Genomic DNA, 13,743 nt, shown 5'->3' with positions numbered 1-13,743 from the left:
GTTACAGGCTTGAGCTATCCATAGACCTTTACAACCAATCAAATATGTCATCAACGACAAGTCAATTTGGTCAATCGTAAAGTGCCAATCATTCCAGATTTCTCCTCATGACCCTAGTACCTCGCGATACTCTCATAAGCCCACCTGTGTGCAACGCATACCGCCCTATTAAGGAATTGCAGCGGTAAACGTGTGTTCCTAACGCATCTATCATTCCATGAAGATACTCACACTCTCTGTTAAGCAGGGTTTGTCCTTGTCACCAAGAATCCCGTTTCAGTGTCGCCCAACTATTTGATCGGCTCACAACGATTTCATACGTCACAGCCAATTAAGAGTGATTGGGTCAAAGAACAGAATCTCACTGTCCAGTGCCCTTCGCAGCCGCACCAACTAGATTTCTCACGTATGCAGCTACACGGTCTTTAGCATGAAATGGCTGTTTCATGCACACGGACCAAGAAAAACAAAGCTTGGAAAATTTTGCTCGTTGCACGATTAACACAACAAAGCTCATTTCATATTTTGGCAATGCCATCGTCTCAAGCTTTTTTCGAGCTGGCAAATTTTCAGATGTTTACGCGCCCACTGATTTCGGGAACTCTTATTTATATTCCTGCCATAAAACAGCTGTTTACAATGAAATTCACTCAAAAATAGTCAATAAAAAATATATGTTTCAAAGGGGTACTTTTATAGTTATGCCAAAGATTTTTTTAATGTATAAAAAACAACAAGTTAAAAAATCAACTTGTATGAAAAATAAACAATGGTTTTTTATTTCTTTATTTTCAAATATATAAAGAGCATGGATCATTTTCTTAATGATTCAATATCTAAAAATAAAAGTCTTTTTTTAACGTTTTATTATGTTAAAACCCAATAGTTTCTTAAACATTAAATTCTTTATAATCAATAGTTTACATTGAGTTTTTGAGCTGTTAGATTGAAGCTTTTTAGGGTGACTAAGATGTCTTTTAGTAATAACCAAAAACTGATCGGAGGAGATGAAAAAATGTTCATTATCGGTCTGATTGATAACTTTTTCTATCGCGTGATCGGAGTAGATTCTCGTCCAAAATTCTTTGGGAATAACTTTGAATTTTATGAAAAAGCTATGTCAATCTCTGTGTCATCTAGTAAGCGTGATATCGATAGCTTATTTATAAGGTTCGGCACGCTTTGGAATTCTGAAAATAAAAAAGAAATCGTTATCGAACAGATGGATTTTCGAAAAGAGTTATGTCATCTGGATGTATCTATTAAATTACTATTAATTCTCTGTGAAATAGCTGAAAAATTCAGTTATCAGACGATTCGATTTGTTAATCCCAGTAAGGTCTTGGTCGGTGAATACATTTGCTTTAAATTCGATTTTTTAGCAAATAATGAGATAGATCCTAAAAAATTAAAATCGCGGTTAAAAAAGTATCGATCAGGGATGGCTTAGCATATTGCTAACATGCTGATAGTTCATTTCAAATAAGAGATTTTATGTTAAATACTTAAAACATCATGCTCTTTTATTTCTAAGAGGCTTTGTTGCAAAAATACCTAAAACTATGATTTTATTATACTTATTTTTTATTAAAATTTTCTTAAACTCCTTAAAAATAAGTATTTTGCAAAATATTTATGCAACAAAGCCTATACATAAGAGCAAACGATCTTCCAACGGTAATTTATGCGGTCGTCCTTTACCAATATGACGAGGTAACTGCTTATTTAGCTCGGCCAACATCAGGTTAAATGTAGCCCAACTAACACCGGTAAGCCTACGAAAATTAACGTCTGATAATTTTTGAATATCTTTGAATTTCATCCAAGGATTATCCTTTGAATTAAATAAGTTTGCTGATTAATTTAAGATCAAATAAATTGTACGTTTTTTGATTTATGACGGAAGTCTATTAACTATATATTATTTCTTAAAAAACTATGTAATATTTAATGGAGTTAATAGGTTGAAATTATGGTAAATGAGTCAAGTGAAAATTTTTAAATATTCTTTTGTAATTTTAGCTGTAGTCTCTGTTTCCGCATATACCATGAGTGATCGTCAATCCACACAGTTTCAAGTCAAAATGCAAGTTACAGAAATTTGTGAGATTGGAGCAGGAGGCTCTTCGGATATTGATTTTGGGACTGTGACTCGTAATGCACAGAATGTTCAAGCGACAGGGAGCTTAAATGTTCATTGTACTAATGGTACTCCCTATAATATTGCTTTAAATAGTGATGGTCGTTTGAAGCATGCCAATGATATTTCCATACAAATTCCTTATCAGCTTTATCAAGATGTTGCCATGAGCAAAGAATGGGGCAATATTGCAGACAATCGTTTGTCACAACAGGGGACAGGGGAAACACAAAATATTAAGATTTGGGGTAAGGTTCCCAATGCTAATGTTCCTGCTGGGAAATATAGTGACACAGTAACTGCGACGGTTACCTATTAATTTTAAAATAAAAATCAATAAGTTAGAGTTACTGTAATCGTGTCAGAGTATTGCCCAGTACTACTGATGGGTTGAGCTGGAACCGTTGCATATACAGGTATATTATGATTATCTACAGAGTAAAAGGTATTACCTTGCCAAGGTTGATCATCGTGTGCGTTCCTAGAAAGGTTGTATCGGATATAGTTTCCTAAAGCATTTCTCATTCTTCTTTGTGTGCCCTGCGCATTGATGCCATTATTTAAACTGACTTGCATAATAGTGCCAACGGGACAGGCTAACTGTATATTTCCTGAGCTTATTAACGGTGTCTTCAGTTGGTCAACCGCACCAAAGTTAATATCTGTTGCCGACTGAATTAAGCAACTATTTTCATAATATGAGTTAACAATTAAATTATTATTACCAGTATTCGAATTTGCAAGGGCTTCTGTATCCGTTGGTACTTCTGATCCAACCTTGTATGCAGAATAAAGTTTCAATCCAATACTATTCGTTTGATAGTATGCTGCTGGTACGTTCTGTCCAGGCAACACCTGACCATATAGTTTAAGCCGAGTACTGACATTTCCAGTTCCTGCTTCAAACTGGAAAGTTTGGCATTGTGCTTGGTTTTTACGTTCTGAATCAGGAATCTTAAATGTTCTTGCTGCATCAGAATATAATTCATAATTGAGTAATGCTCTTACAGGATTATAAATAATCATACTTCGAGGAGTACTACCTGCGGGATCAAAACTATCAGCCACTAAACATAGCTTATACGTTACAGGCTGGTTTGAATTAAAGTAACAGTCAGCAATAACATCTGTTGAAACAAGTGCTGAGCCTTGAGCATTTGATGTTCCTAAACTTAACGTTGCAGACTGCCCTAACCAACAGCTACTAGCATAAGCAGGTAAACAAAAAAGAATAGATACTAGTAAGAATAAACTTGCATAAATAAAATATTTCGTTGAATCACTCATTTTAAACAAGTCATTGCAGTTTATTGACATACCATTCGCCCCAAATCACTAAAACCTTTTAATGTTGTAAGTTCAGGCAGTATCACTCGGCACTGCTTAAGTTGATTGCCTATGTAAAGTGTATTATTTTTTAGGTTATCGATATACACAACTCCATCGTGAGCCACAATAGTTGTGGGTTGTTGTTGCTGAATCGGTTCTTCTTGCCATACAGAAGTTCCCACGTTCACATTTTGTCCCTGTAAATCTACTACTTGAAGTTGCACAGATTTCACTTGATACATCGGGAATTGTACAAAAACGCCACTCGATTGGCGTGGTACAGCATTTTGTTGCGTTTTTTCAATTTTTAGATTAATTGGCAAATCAAGCGTATCTATAGCGATACTATTATTCTGATAAGGGTTCAAATAATCGAGTAGTAGATAACCTTTTTTATTAGTTTTACCAATTAAACGATTCTCTAGTCGTACAGGCACATCAGGTATTTGATCTGTTGAAACGATAGCAAATGAACCACTGCTTAGGCGTTTAGGTAAGATAGCATCTTTCAATAGTACAACCCCGCCATTCACTGAAGCATAAATACTGGTATTACTTTGGTCTGAGGTCGTATGTTGAACGTTAAGTTGGGCCAAGCCATAACGACTTAAATAATCCAGTTGCCCCTGAAATTGTGAGTATAACTCAGTATGATTGGCCCTTGCTTGCCAACCGAAACCACCTTGGTCTTGATCCACAGAATGTAAGACGTTCAGGCTAAGTTGATTTTGATCATTACTACGTTGAGCTGTGATAGTTGCTGAATTCCGTTTCGCCCATGGAATATTAAAGGACAGGTAGTAACTATTTTCTTTATTTAGTAAGTCCCTGCTATAACTTAAATTCAGATTCATTCGTCGAGGGAAAATATAAGACCAGTTCAATAGAACATATTCGTTGCTGGACTGATCCTTATACTCTTGTTGAATATAGCTCCCTCCTAACTGACCAAACTTCGTATTTAAGCCCATGTAAAATTGATTGGATTGGGTTGCATATGAAGCATCATTTAAACTAGCGATATCACTGAACTGCCCATATTGACGTAATCCATTATAATTTAAGCTAAACAATGCTGAGTTCCAACTATAACCGAATCCAAGCAACTGTCCCGTGTTTTCAGGTGTATAACTATGGGCATAAGAGACATTGAATTGACCAGCTTGTCTCCCTAATTGGTAAACACCACCTAGCCCCACTTGCTGTAACTTTTCAGTCAACTCAGTATGGGTCTCAACAGTCAATGTATTGCTTAATCCATAACGATAACTACCACTTAATGCTAAATCATCAGCATAATCAAATGAAGATATGCCATAATTTAATTTAGGATAACCAAGGTTAAATGACCAATCATTTAGACCCCGTGCCAGTAAGTGATTTGCGCGATAGAGTGAAAAATTTTGGACTTGTTGTTGGCCATTGATGTCAGTAATGACCATTTGTGCATTGCCAGCACCTGTAATACTCGGTGTAGTTTGAATATCAAACTGCCCTGGCACTACATTCTGTGATGATTGCTTGATTCCATTAATGATAAGGTCAATCTGTGAAGGGAGTGCAACCTGCCCTTTAAAACTCATTAATGGGGTTGTAACCGTATAAGGCTGTAATGCGAAATTTTTAGCCAAACTTAGACCACTAATCCGAGTAGAGCGTGTCCACGTTAAAGCATCACTTTGCGCATCGCCCAAACGTAAACGAAGCATTTGCTCAGGGAAGTCTTTCTCCCAATACGTATCTAGAATTTGACGATCAGTAAACTGATTATCTTGATATTGATAATTACCTGAAATACTCAGTACACCATTGAATAGACCAAAATAACGAAGTTCATTCCATCCATTAAATGAAAAATGATCATCAGTTTGTTGTGCAAAAGCCGTATAGTTTAAAAGTAAGCCTTGTCTTTCTTGCTGGGGATTAACCGTTGCTACAGATTTAGCTTGATAACTATATTGGTTTTTTGCACTTAATAATTCAATAGGGACTTGTATGGTGATTTTCTGGTTTAGATTGTCATATTGATAACTTAGCCCGTTAATAGCATCTAAAGAAATATAGTTTGTTTGGTCAACCAAGATTTGAGGAGCACTACTTTGAATTGAGAGTTTGTCTAATGATGTCACATCTATATAAAGCTGTTTATCTTGTTGTAAAAAATGTCCTATTTCTGGTTGTGCTGATTGATTTAGTTCGACATCTAAATATAAATCTTGCTGCATATTTTGAATCAGTTTTGGATCGTTGACTTGTGCAAGTGTATTAGGTGCCACTGCAATGATTGCTCCTGCAAATAGCAAATCACTAATCTGTACACTCACAAAAACCACTCCAAAATTGATGAATACATCAATGTGCTAATTGAAGTATTTGTTCACGTACATCCATGTTCACAACAGCAACAAATTTTCCAGTCGGTTGAATATTCAGTTGTTTAGGGATAGGCCATTGCATACTCTGACCATTTAGAACATAGCCCATCAGTCCCATTTGAATTGGTGTCTTTTTACCTTGAGAATCTACATAAGCAAACTGGCTAAAACGCTTATAACTTGTAGTTTGATTGATGACTAGTAATTGATGATCCGTATATTTAAATGTCATGCCTTTTAAAGAAGTTAAGCCTTGATCTACAGCATTTATATGTGATGTTTTAAAGAAAACTGGGATCGAATATTTCAGCAAAAGCTGCAACCCGCTTTTCTCTTCAGTTTTTGGATTAGGTAATTCATCGACGATGAGTCGATAGGCTTGTTCAGATGAAAGATTGCTATTTGCGCTACGAATCAAGCGAACTAATTGTCTTTGCCCAGCAGGTATAGTCAATACCATGGGGCTTGCTATCAGATCTTTTGTAGGTGTAATAACATCTTGATTATTATTTTGTGTCCAATAATTTACTCGGACTTGGCCTCGAATTTCGTCACTTCCTGTATTGGTTAACCAAAGCTCTTTAACTTTTTCCTGAGGGGAAAACTCTAATAAAATAGGCGCAACCTGCAAGCTTGCAGCATGCGCCTGTATCATAAAAATACTCGTTACTAAACAAACTAAACTGTACTTACGTAGTAGATTAGAGCAACGTATCGTATTTCTCATATTGATATCCTTTAAATGAAGAATATCTTTACGATAACAAATATTAATATGTTACCGTGGCTGTAACTGTATCTTTATAGTTGCCTGCACGAACATTTGTTGAGCCAACGACTTTAGCAATTACAGGGATTGCTTCTACGTTACCTGAACCACTGTTTGAATATTTATTTTTATCGTTATCCCATGGCGTATCGCCATCTTGGAATAACTCATAAGCAATACTTGATGATTCATCTTTTTCATTTTTCATCTTACCACTACCTGAAAGACCTACACGGTAGGGTGTCTGATTTGTACAAGTTACATTTAGGGTTCCTGTTTTATCACTTGCAACACTACCGCTATTTACTTTACCAAAATCAATCTCTGTTGCATTGATAGAACATGTAGAAAGAACTTCAATTTTTACATCAAAAGTTGTTTGTGCCTGCTGTGTGCCTGCTGCTGGTGTTTCAGCACTTGCTTGCCCAGCTAAAAGTAAGTTAGTAGATACTAATAATGCAGTAGTGATAAATTTTTTCATTTAAGAATTCCAAGTATTAAATCCGATAGCCCAAAAGCAATCGTCATAAATAACATTGCTTTCACCTTTTATTTTTTATAGGTATTAAAATCACGTCTATAAAAATAAGTGTGAAATTTATCACTTTTTATATTTTTTTCAAGTTTTTTTTTAACCAGCCATTCAGCATTATTAAATGTATCGTCATTACTCTACTTTTTATAAAATAATGAGGCATATTGAAATTAAGTTTTTTGATTCAATGGAATGGGCGTTATATAATAAAAAATGGGAGCCTTAAACTCCCATTTTTTTTATTATATTTTTTAAATTTTAAGTATGTTGAACTGTCAATTTTAAACCTAAAGCATTCACAACACGGTTGATCGTATCAAAACGAGGCGTTGAATCTTGACGAAGTGCTTTGTAAAGGGCTTCTCGTCCAATACCTGCTTCTTTCGCAATTTGGGTCATACCTCTTGCTTTAGCAATTACACCAAGTGCGTGCGCTAATTCAGCAGGATCATTTTCTTCAAGAACCATATTGAGGTACATTACAATATCTTCTTCAGTTTTGAGTGACTCAGCCATATCAAAACTTGGTAAATCAGCTACTTTAACCATTTTAATCCTCCAACGTTTTTGATAATTTGACTGCACGATTGATGTCTTGTTGTTGAGTTGATTTATCTCCGCCACCAAGCATTACAATCACTACGTCACCATGTTGGATGTAATACATCCTCCATCCTGAACCGAAGAACTCTCTCATTTCCCAAACACCATCTTGGAGAGGTTTAATGTCTCCCCAGTTCCCACGTTGAACCTTATCTAATCGGCGATTCAAGCGAATGCGGGTCATATTGTCTTTAATGCCATCCAACCATTCATCAAATTCTGGTAGACGTTTAATTTCAATCATGAGGATTCCTTTTCTTCTCACTATATTGTATTCGATCGAATACATAATGCAAGATTTTTATCCCAAGAGTTGTCCGCAGAAATTGGGGATAATTTAAGCCAGCGCTGGCTTGATAACGCAGAGAAAAATGACAAATTGATTAAATATTAATCAATTTTATTGGCAAGAAGTATCAAAATTGCTCAAAAAGAAACCGACTTGTTTCCAAGTCGGTTTTTTGTGGTTTTTTAGGGGGATGAAAAATTTTTAACTATATGAAAAACAAAGATATTTTAAAAAGCATTTCGTATAACCTCTATTATGTTAAATAATTAAGGATAAAAGCTTTATTACTAAATAGAACAGTTGCTTAAAGCAGTATAGAGTTAAGTTTGCATTTTAATATCAAGTTGTCTTTCAGCACCGATAATCACCATACGAATCCCATTTTCAAAAATGTCATCCGCATTCATATTTTGTAAGGTATTCACTCCTTGGAGCATGAGTGGATATATAGTTGGATCGGCTTCGAATGGTGGGTCTGATCTTATTTCTTCTTGCTGCTCCTCAAGGACCCACCCAACAATAAACCTTCCTAATGTCATAAGTAATGCAACTGCTTCAACAGGAGAAAACCCAGCATGAGATAACAGCGCAACTTGGGCCTCAATCGTGTTGAAATGTCCTTGACTGGGGCTAGTTCTTGCATGTAGACGAGCACCATCACGGTAAGCTAGTAGTGCTCGACGAAAGCTTACAGAATTAGCGAGCAACCAATCTTGCCATGTCATCCCATCGATGGGTAAAGAAACTAAATGGTGTTCATTTATAATGGTTTCCGCCATTGCTTCCATTAACAAGGATTTATTCTTGAAATGCCAATATAGAGTTGGAGATTTAATACCCAATCGTTGAGCTAGCTTGCGTGTGGTTATTGAATCTATGCCTTCTTCATTCAACATATCCAATGCGGTACGCAGGACTATTTCACGTGTCAGACGTTGAGGTGCAATATCTTTTTTACTCATAAATCTATCACTGATAGGGAGTGTGTGAGAGAATATTAATTCTATCATTGCTAGAGAAGGCATTTGTGAAGAAATCATTGAGCGTGATTTTAATCACTATATTTCTGGATGCTGTTGGGATTGGTTTAATTATGCCGATCTTGCCTGAATTATTACGGTCATTGGCTGGAGCTGAAGCAGGCGGTGTTCACTATGGTGCTTTATTAGCTGTGTATGCTCTGATGCAGTTCATTTTTGCACCTATCCTTGGAGCGTTGAGTGACCGATTTGGACGTCGACCTGTATTAATTATTTCAATTGCTGGTGCAACGGCTGATTATCTCCTAATGGCTGCTGCTCCTTCTCTATTGTGGCTATATATTGGTCGTATTTTTGCGGGAATTACAGGTGCCAACATGGCTGTTGCAACAGCTTATGTTTCAGATATTACTCCAGCCCATGAGCGTGCAAAAAGGTTTGGTCTCCTTGGAGCTGTCTTTGGTATTGGGTTTATAGCGGGTCCGGTAATAGGTGGAGTTTTGGGTGAATGGAACTTACATGCACCGTTCTTTGCTGCTGCTTTTATGAATGGGATTAATTTAATAATGACAGCAGTCTTATTAAAAGAATCAAAACACAGCAATAAAATGACTGAGAAGGTTCAGGAGCAATCAATATTAAAGAAATTATCCTATTTGATCACTCAACCTAATATGGCTCCATTGCTTGGTATCTTTTTAATTATCACATTGGTTTCACAAGTCCCCGCAACTTTATGGGTTATCTATGGGCAGGATCGTTATGGCTGGAGTATATTTATTGCAGGTGTTTCCCTTGCTAGTTATGGAATATGCCATTCTATTGCACAGGCTTTTGCTATCGCCCCTATGGTAAAGAGGTTTGGAGAGAAAAATACGTTGTTATGTGGAATAGCTTGCGATGCAATTGGTTTACTTCTTTTATCTATTGCTGTTGAAGAATGGGTGCCTTTTGCGTTGTTACCATTGTTTGCCCTTGGTGGAGTAGCCGTTCCTGCTTTGCAAGCAATGATGTCCAGAGGTATTAGTGATGAAAGACAAGGTGAATTACAAGGGCTATTAAGCAGTTTTAATAGTCTGGGGGCTATAATTGGTCCTGTATTAGTTACTAGCCTCTATTTTATGACTCAGGCATCAGCTCCTGGAATGGTATGGGCATTAGCTGCAATACTTTATGTAATCACCCTACCCTTATTGCTTAAGTATCGCCTGAATAAATATTCTGGAGTTCCATAAAATATTTAATTTATTGGTTTAAAAACTAATGGATTCTATAGTTTATCTAAAATTAACATAATACACCTTATACGAAATGCTGTATAATTATCCTTATAATTCAATGCTGTAGTTCCTAGTTGATAGCCCGAGTTTCCATGACCGGGCTTTTTTTATGATTTTTCACGTTTCACGCCTATTCTTTGATCAATGTTTCACAACTTTGATTAGTACACCTAAACAAGCCTCTTAGCCATTCGGCAGAAAAAATCGGCTCCAGAAGCCTCTTTTCGGCTGCTCCGGTTCAACCTGCTCCGGCACTGGAATGCGCTTATTTTCTGTCTGCTCCGGAGTAGTCAATCCGTCATGTTTCGGTTCTGCTGTGTCCAGATCGGGATCTGTTTTGACCATGCTTGATTGTACTGGTTCTTGATCGGTAAACGTAGTCATATTAGGTTTTGGGGCTTCTAATAGGCGTTGCATCGTTTCAATTTGGTTTTGATAGAAAGATTCCCGATCTTTGGCATCATCAAGCTGATTTTTTAGCATGTCTATTTGTTGTCTAAGCAGTAAAACTTCTGCCGAATTTGGACTGTCTATTTTTACAGGTTCTTTTACATCCTGTTTTTTAACTGGTTCCCCAAAAACGCGTATGGCTTCTGCTAGATCAATCTTATTATCAGAATTTTTACTTAAAATTCCTTTCTTTATGTTGTTGTAAATTGTTTGTCTATTGATGTTGTACAGCTTGGAAAGTTCAAGAACTGTAAGGGTTTTCATGCTGTAAACCTATGCCTAAACTTGTCAAAATTGATTGTCTATTAGACTGTCTAATAGACAAATGATCAAGTCTATAATTTAGGCAGCTTTAAACCCGACTTTTTGAAGGTAAGGATGTAACTCTTCAAATTTAGTGGGGTCTTGAAGCATGTCAGCGATACGTAAAGCAAATTGCTGATAGCTCTCAGTACCTTCTGAATATCGTCCCATCTCTGGTAGTCCGGAAAGTTTATTAGCAAAAAAATGGCGTTGTTTATCGGTCATTTTTGAGAAGGCATCTAAAGTATTAGGATCTCTCTTGCTCTCGATATGCTCATGAGTTAATTTCTTTTGTTTAAAACTGAATGAAAAACCTGAAATTGAGCGTCCTTTTTTATGCTGTTCGTACTTCAGATTGATATCTGAAAACTCATTAATTTGGTCTATAGCAATATCAAGTACACGTCTCTTAAATGCTTCCATTCTGGTGTATTCGTTTACACCAATACCCAATTGGCTACGGAATTTATTTAATTCAAAAAGAGGGGTCTTCCCTATAGATTTCCACTGCATTAATAATTCGTACAGACGAACTGCATAGACGCTTTTAAATTCAGATGTTTTTCGTAGATGATAGCTTGTGAAATATTGTTCAAACCCATCTATTTTAGTGACATGTTCGATAACTACACGCGTTAATGTAACGAGAATTCGACCTTCACCTTTTCTATAGTTTGCATCTTGAATCCAACGACTTTTCGTTAGACTTCCATCTTCATTTGTAATTGTGAATTGTCGCTTAAATAGTGAGTCTTCTGCTTCAATTAAAGCTAAATAAGCAGCATCTGGAGAAACATTAAAAGCTTTCGCATATCTAATGGCACTTAGTTCTAATGGTTCATCAGTTGATAAACCTTGTCCTGTTTCTCGAGCATCTACAATAGCAAGCTGTAAAAGACGAGTTTCACTTAAGGTTAGAGTCTGTAAGGCTTGAACAAGTTTATTTGATTTTACGACTAAGTCTGTCATGTTGTTCTATATAGCAACGGTTTTATTATGTTGCTATAACAACATAATAAAAATCTGTTGTCAAATACCGAGGAAACGTTGCTATATAACCGAGGAAACGTTGCTATATAACCGAGGAAACGTTGCTATATAACCGAGGAAACGTTGCTATATAACCGAGGAAACCCTTTTGTATAAACGCTTTCAGCTTATCTAAAAACATTTAAAAACATTAAAAATAATTAAAAGCCTTTCAAATGAAAAATTGCCCTATGTTTTCGCTACGCTCAAACTCTATTGAATCTCGCTTTCGCTCGATTCGAGGGGCAATTTTTGGCTCAGAATTTCGTGACTTTAAAAAAGCAAAAGCACGAATGAATTCGCTACGCTCATAAGTTCTTTATGCTCGCTTCGCTCGGTCTAGACATCATTTTTCTGCAAGTGATTTACTGTTTTTAAGATTTTTATACTAAAAAATTGTTTTCCAGAGAGTCTAGGCGCGACTTTTCAATGTTCGCTCGTAGACACTCGCTCTGAAATTGCGATTAGATGCAAAAAATAGGGGGTATGCGCGATTTTTTCACTGATTACTAATGAATCCTATGTCGATGAGGAAAACGTGCTTACAACGCAAATGATGAGCTTTCAGAAAAAGGTAAGGCGGCCTCCTTAGGAGGCCGCCTTGTTTTTTTATTTGCCGTGTTCAAATTCACGAAACTAACGCGCTTAACGCTAATCATTTATTGAGTTCGCGACTAGAACGAACTCGCAGTTATCAACTTACGACATTTTCACTGTTTCCAGTGGAAGCGACTCTCATGGATCCTCCATCAAGACTAAGCTGGTCCTGACTTCTACACATCACAAAGTACACACTTCAAATTGTGTTTTAGTTCCACAATCACGATTTCATATAACATCATTCCACTAGAGCCTTGCGGCTGCATCATCGCAAAAATCAGTCAGCAGCAGATCCGTCTCCGGAACAACTGGGTTATTTCAAAGCGCAAACTTCAACGTAACCAACGCATTTTTTCTTAGTGAATACTCATGAAATATTATTCATCCGACCGCTACTTCAGGATGTTTAACGTCTATTCACTTTCTCCCGTGCCAAACAGGCTTGCCGCATTTCATAGCTGCCGAGGTTGCCACACCTCTCCCCTGACAAACTTTGTTTTCTCAGTCCGGTTATGCACCGTATTGCCTTTCGTTCACCCACCCCTTACGTTTTTATTCGCTCGAAGTGACCTAATTAATCTGTAAATAAAACCAAATTAAATCTATTCAGCAACTCTCCCTCTCTCATTAATAAAACCTTATAGCACTCTCGCGGAGTGTTTTCGGTCCCAAAGCCTATATCAAGGAGCCACCTTATATAATCATTGACTTGAGAGATTCCCACTTTAGCGTTAACAGTCTTTGTCTATTTCGATAGAAATAGACGGTCAGTACGCTTATCCGTTCCACCAAATATTAGCTATTCCCTTTTTTTGAGGTAAGAGTTCCGAAAACCCTCATTAGTAACCAATATTAAACATCATCACGGGTAAAGCACTTAACCAACACATAGCAACATGCTTGATCCAATCTCTTGAATCTCCTTAGTGTCACCGTTACAGGCTTGAGCTATCCATAGACCTTTACAACCAATCAAATATGTCATCAACGACAAGTCAATTTGGTCAATCGTAAAGTGCCAATCATTCCAGATTTCTCCTCATGACCCTAGTACCTCGCGA

14 protein-coding genes are annotated in these 13,743 nt (G+C 36.8%); 4 read left to right on the top strand and 10 right to left on the bottom strand.

Annotated features, from left to right (window positions below; genetic code table 11):
• Positions 1 to 446 precede the first annotated feature (446 nt).
• Together FTV04_RS15785 and FTV04_RS15780 are read left to right on the top strand one after the other, a co-directional pair.
• Positions 447 to 803, top strand: coding sequence for a hypothetical protein (locus FTV04_RS15785; protein WP_180090326.1), 357 nt, complete (start codon positions 447 to 449; stop codon positions 801 to 803).
• Positions 804 to 970: 167 nt separating this feature from the next.
• Positions 971 to 1,450: a hypothetical protein gene (locus FTV04_RS15780; RefSeq protein WP_180090324.1), complete on the top strand. Its 480-nt coding sequence runs from the start codon at positions 971 to 973 to the stop codon at positions 1,448 to 1,450.
• A 183-nt stretch (positions 1,451 to 1,633) separates the two neighbouring features.
• On the opposite strand, the gene FTV04_RS15775 is transcribed toward FTV04_RS15780, so the two are convergent.
• Positions 1,634 to 1,822 carry a hypothetical protein gene (locus tag FTV04_RS15775; RefSeq protein WP_180090322.1) on the bottom strand — a complete coding sequence of 63 codons (189 nt, stop codon included), beginning with the start codon at positions 1,820 to 1,822 and terminating at the stop codon, positions 1,634 to 1,636.
• A gap of 157 nt (positions 1,823 to 1,979) precedes the next feature.
• Here FTV04_RS15775 and FTV04_RS15770 point away from each other — a divergent pair, with 157 nt between their 5' ends.
• Positions 1,980 to 2,459 (top strand): spore coat U domain-containing protein, encoded by a 480-nt coding sequence (locus tag FTV04_RS15770; protein WP_179991844.1) that lies wholly within the window; start codon positions 1,980 to 1,982, stop codon positions 2,457 to 2,459.
• Between the two features lie 14 nt (positions 2,460 to 2,473).
• On the opposite strand, the gene FTV04_RS15765 is transcribed toward FTV04_RS15770, so the two are convergent.
• From FTV04_RS15765 to FTV04_RS15735, 7 genes are all read right to left on the bottom strand, one after another.
• Complete coding sequence (locus tag FTV04_RS15765; protein WP_180002664.1) at positions 2,474 to 3,427, bottom strand: spore coat U domain-containing protein; 954 nt, start codon at positions 3,425 to 3,427, stop codon at positions 2,474 to 2,476.
• 20 nt (positions 3,428 to 3,447) lie between these two features.
• Positions 3,448 to 5,793 carry a fimbria/pilus outer membrane usher protein gene (locus FTV04_RS15760; protein WP_180002666.1) on the bottom strand — a complete coding sequence of 782 codons (2,346 nt, stop codon included), beginning with the start codon at positions 5,791 to 5,793 and terminating at the stop codon, positions 3,448 to 3,450.
• A gap of 28 nt (positions 5,794 to 5,821) precedes the next feature.
• A complete protein-coding gene (locus FTV04_RS15755) occupies positions 5,822 to 6,571 on the bottom strand; it encodes a molecular chaperone (protein ID WP_163143588.1) in 750 nt (249 codons plus the stop codon).
• 43 nt (positions 6,572 to 6,614) lie between these two features.
• On the bottom strand, positions 6,615 to 7,094 hold the full coding sequence (locus tag FTV04_RS15750) for a spore coat U domain-containing protein (RefSeq protein ID WP_180074422.1): 480 nt from the start codon (positions 7,092 to 7,094) through the stop codon (positions 6,615 to 6,617).
• A 312-nt stretch (positions 7,095 to 7,406) separates the two neighbouring features.
• Positions 7,407 to 7,697 carry an addiction module antidote protein gene (locus FTV04_RS15745; RefSeq protein ID WP_000241337.1) on the bottom strand — a complete coding sequence of 97 codons (291 nt, stop codon included), beginning with the start codon at positions 7,695 to 7,697 and terminating at the stop codon, positions 7,407 to 7,409.
• A gap of 1 nt (position 7,698) precedes the next feature.
• Entirely contained in the window at positions 7,699 to 7,995 is a 297-nt protein-coding gene (locus FTV04_RS15740) for a type II toxin-antitoxin system RelE/ParE family toxin (protein ID WP_034583450.1), read from the bottom strand.
• Positions 7,996 to 8,360: 365 nt separating this feature from the next.
• Complete coding sequence (locus tag FTV04_RS15735; RefSeq protein WP_004787586.1) at positions 8,361 to 9,002, bottom strand: TetR/AcrR family transcriptional regulator C-terminal domain-containing protein; 642 nt, start codon at positions 9,000 to 9,002, stop codon at positions 8,361 to 8,363.
• Positions 9,003 to 9,067: 65 nt separating this feature from the next.
• Here FTV04_RS15735 and tet(39) point away from each other — a divergent pair, with 65 nt between their 5' ends.
• A complete protein-coding gene (tet(39), locus tag FTV04_RS15730; protein ID WP_004856455.1) occupies positions 9,068 to 10,255 on the top strand; it encodes a tetracycline efflux MFS transporter Tet(39) in 1,188 nt (395 codons plus the stop codon).
• Between the two features lie 228 nt (positions 10,256 to 10,483).
• Here the strand turns inward: tet(39) and FTV04_RS15725 are convergent, their stop codons facing one another.
• Both FTV04_RS15725 and repM read right to left on the bottom strand, forming a co-directional pair.
• Positions 10,484 to 11,014: a plasmid replication DNA-binding protein gene (locus FTV04_RS15725; RefSeq protein ID WP_180090320.1), complete on the bottom strand. Its 531-nt coding sequence runs from the start codon at positions 11,012 to 11,014 to the stop codon at positions 10,484 to 10,486.
• A 78-nt stretch (positions 11,015 to 11,092) separates the two neighbouring features.
• Positions 11,093 to 12,022: a replication initiation protein RepM gene (gene repM / locus FTV04_RS15720; protein ID WP_180022971.1), complete on the bottom strand. Its 930-nt coding sequence runs from the start codon at positions 12,020 to 12,022 to the stop codon at positions 11,093 to 11,095.
• Between the last annotated feature and the right edge of the window lie 1,721 nt (positions 12,023 to 13,743).

The sequence above is a fragment of the Acinetobacter sp. YH12219 genome (assembly GCF_013417875.1).
GTDB lineage: Bacteria > Pseudomonadota > Gammaproteobacteria > Pseudomonadales > Moraxellaceae > Acinetobacter > Acinetobacter amyesii.
The sequence above is the reverse complement of the archived record's forward strand: the minus strand, read 5'-3'. Positions and strand labels throughout refer to the sequence as shown.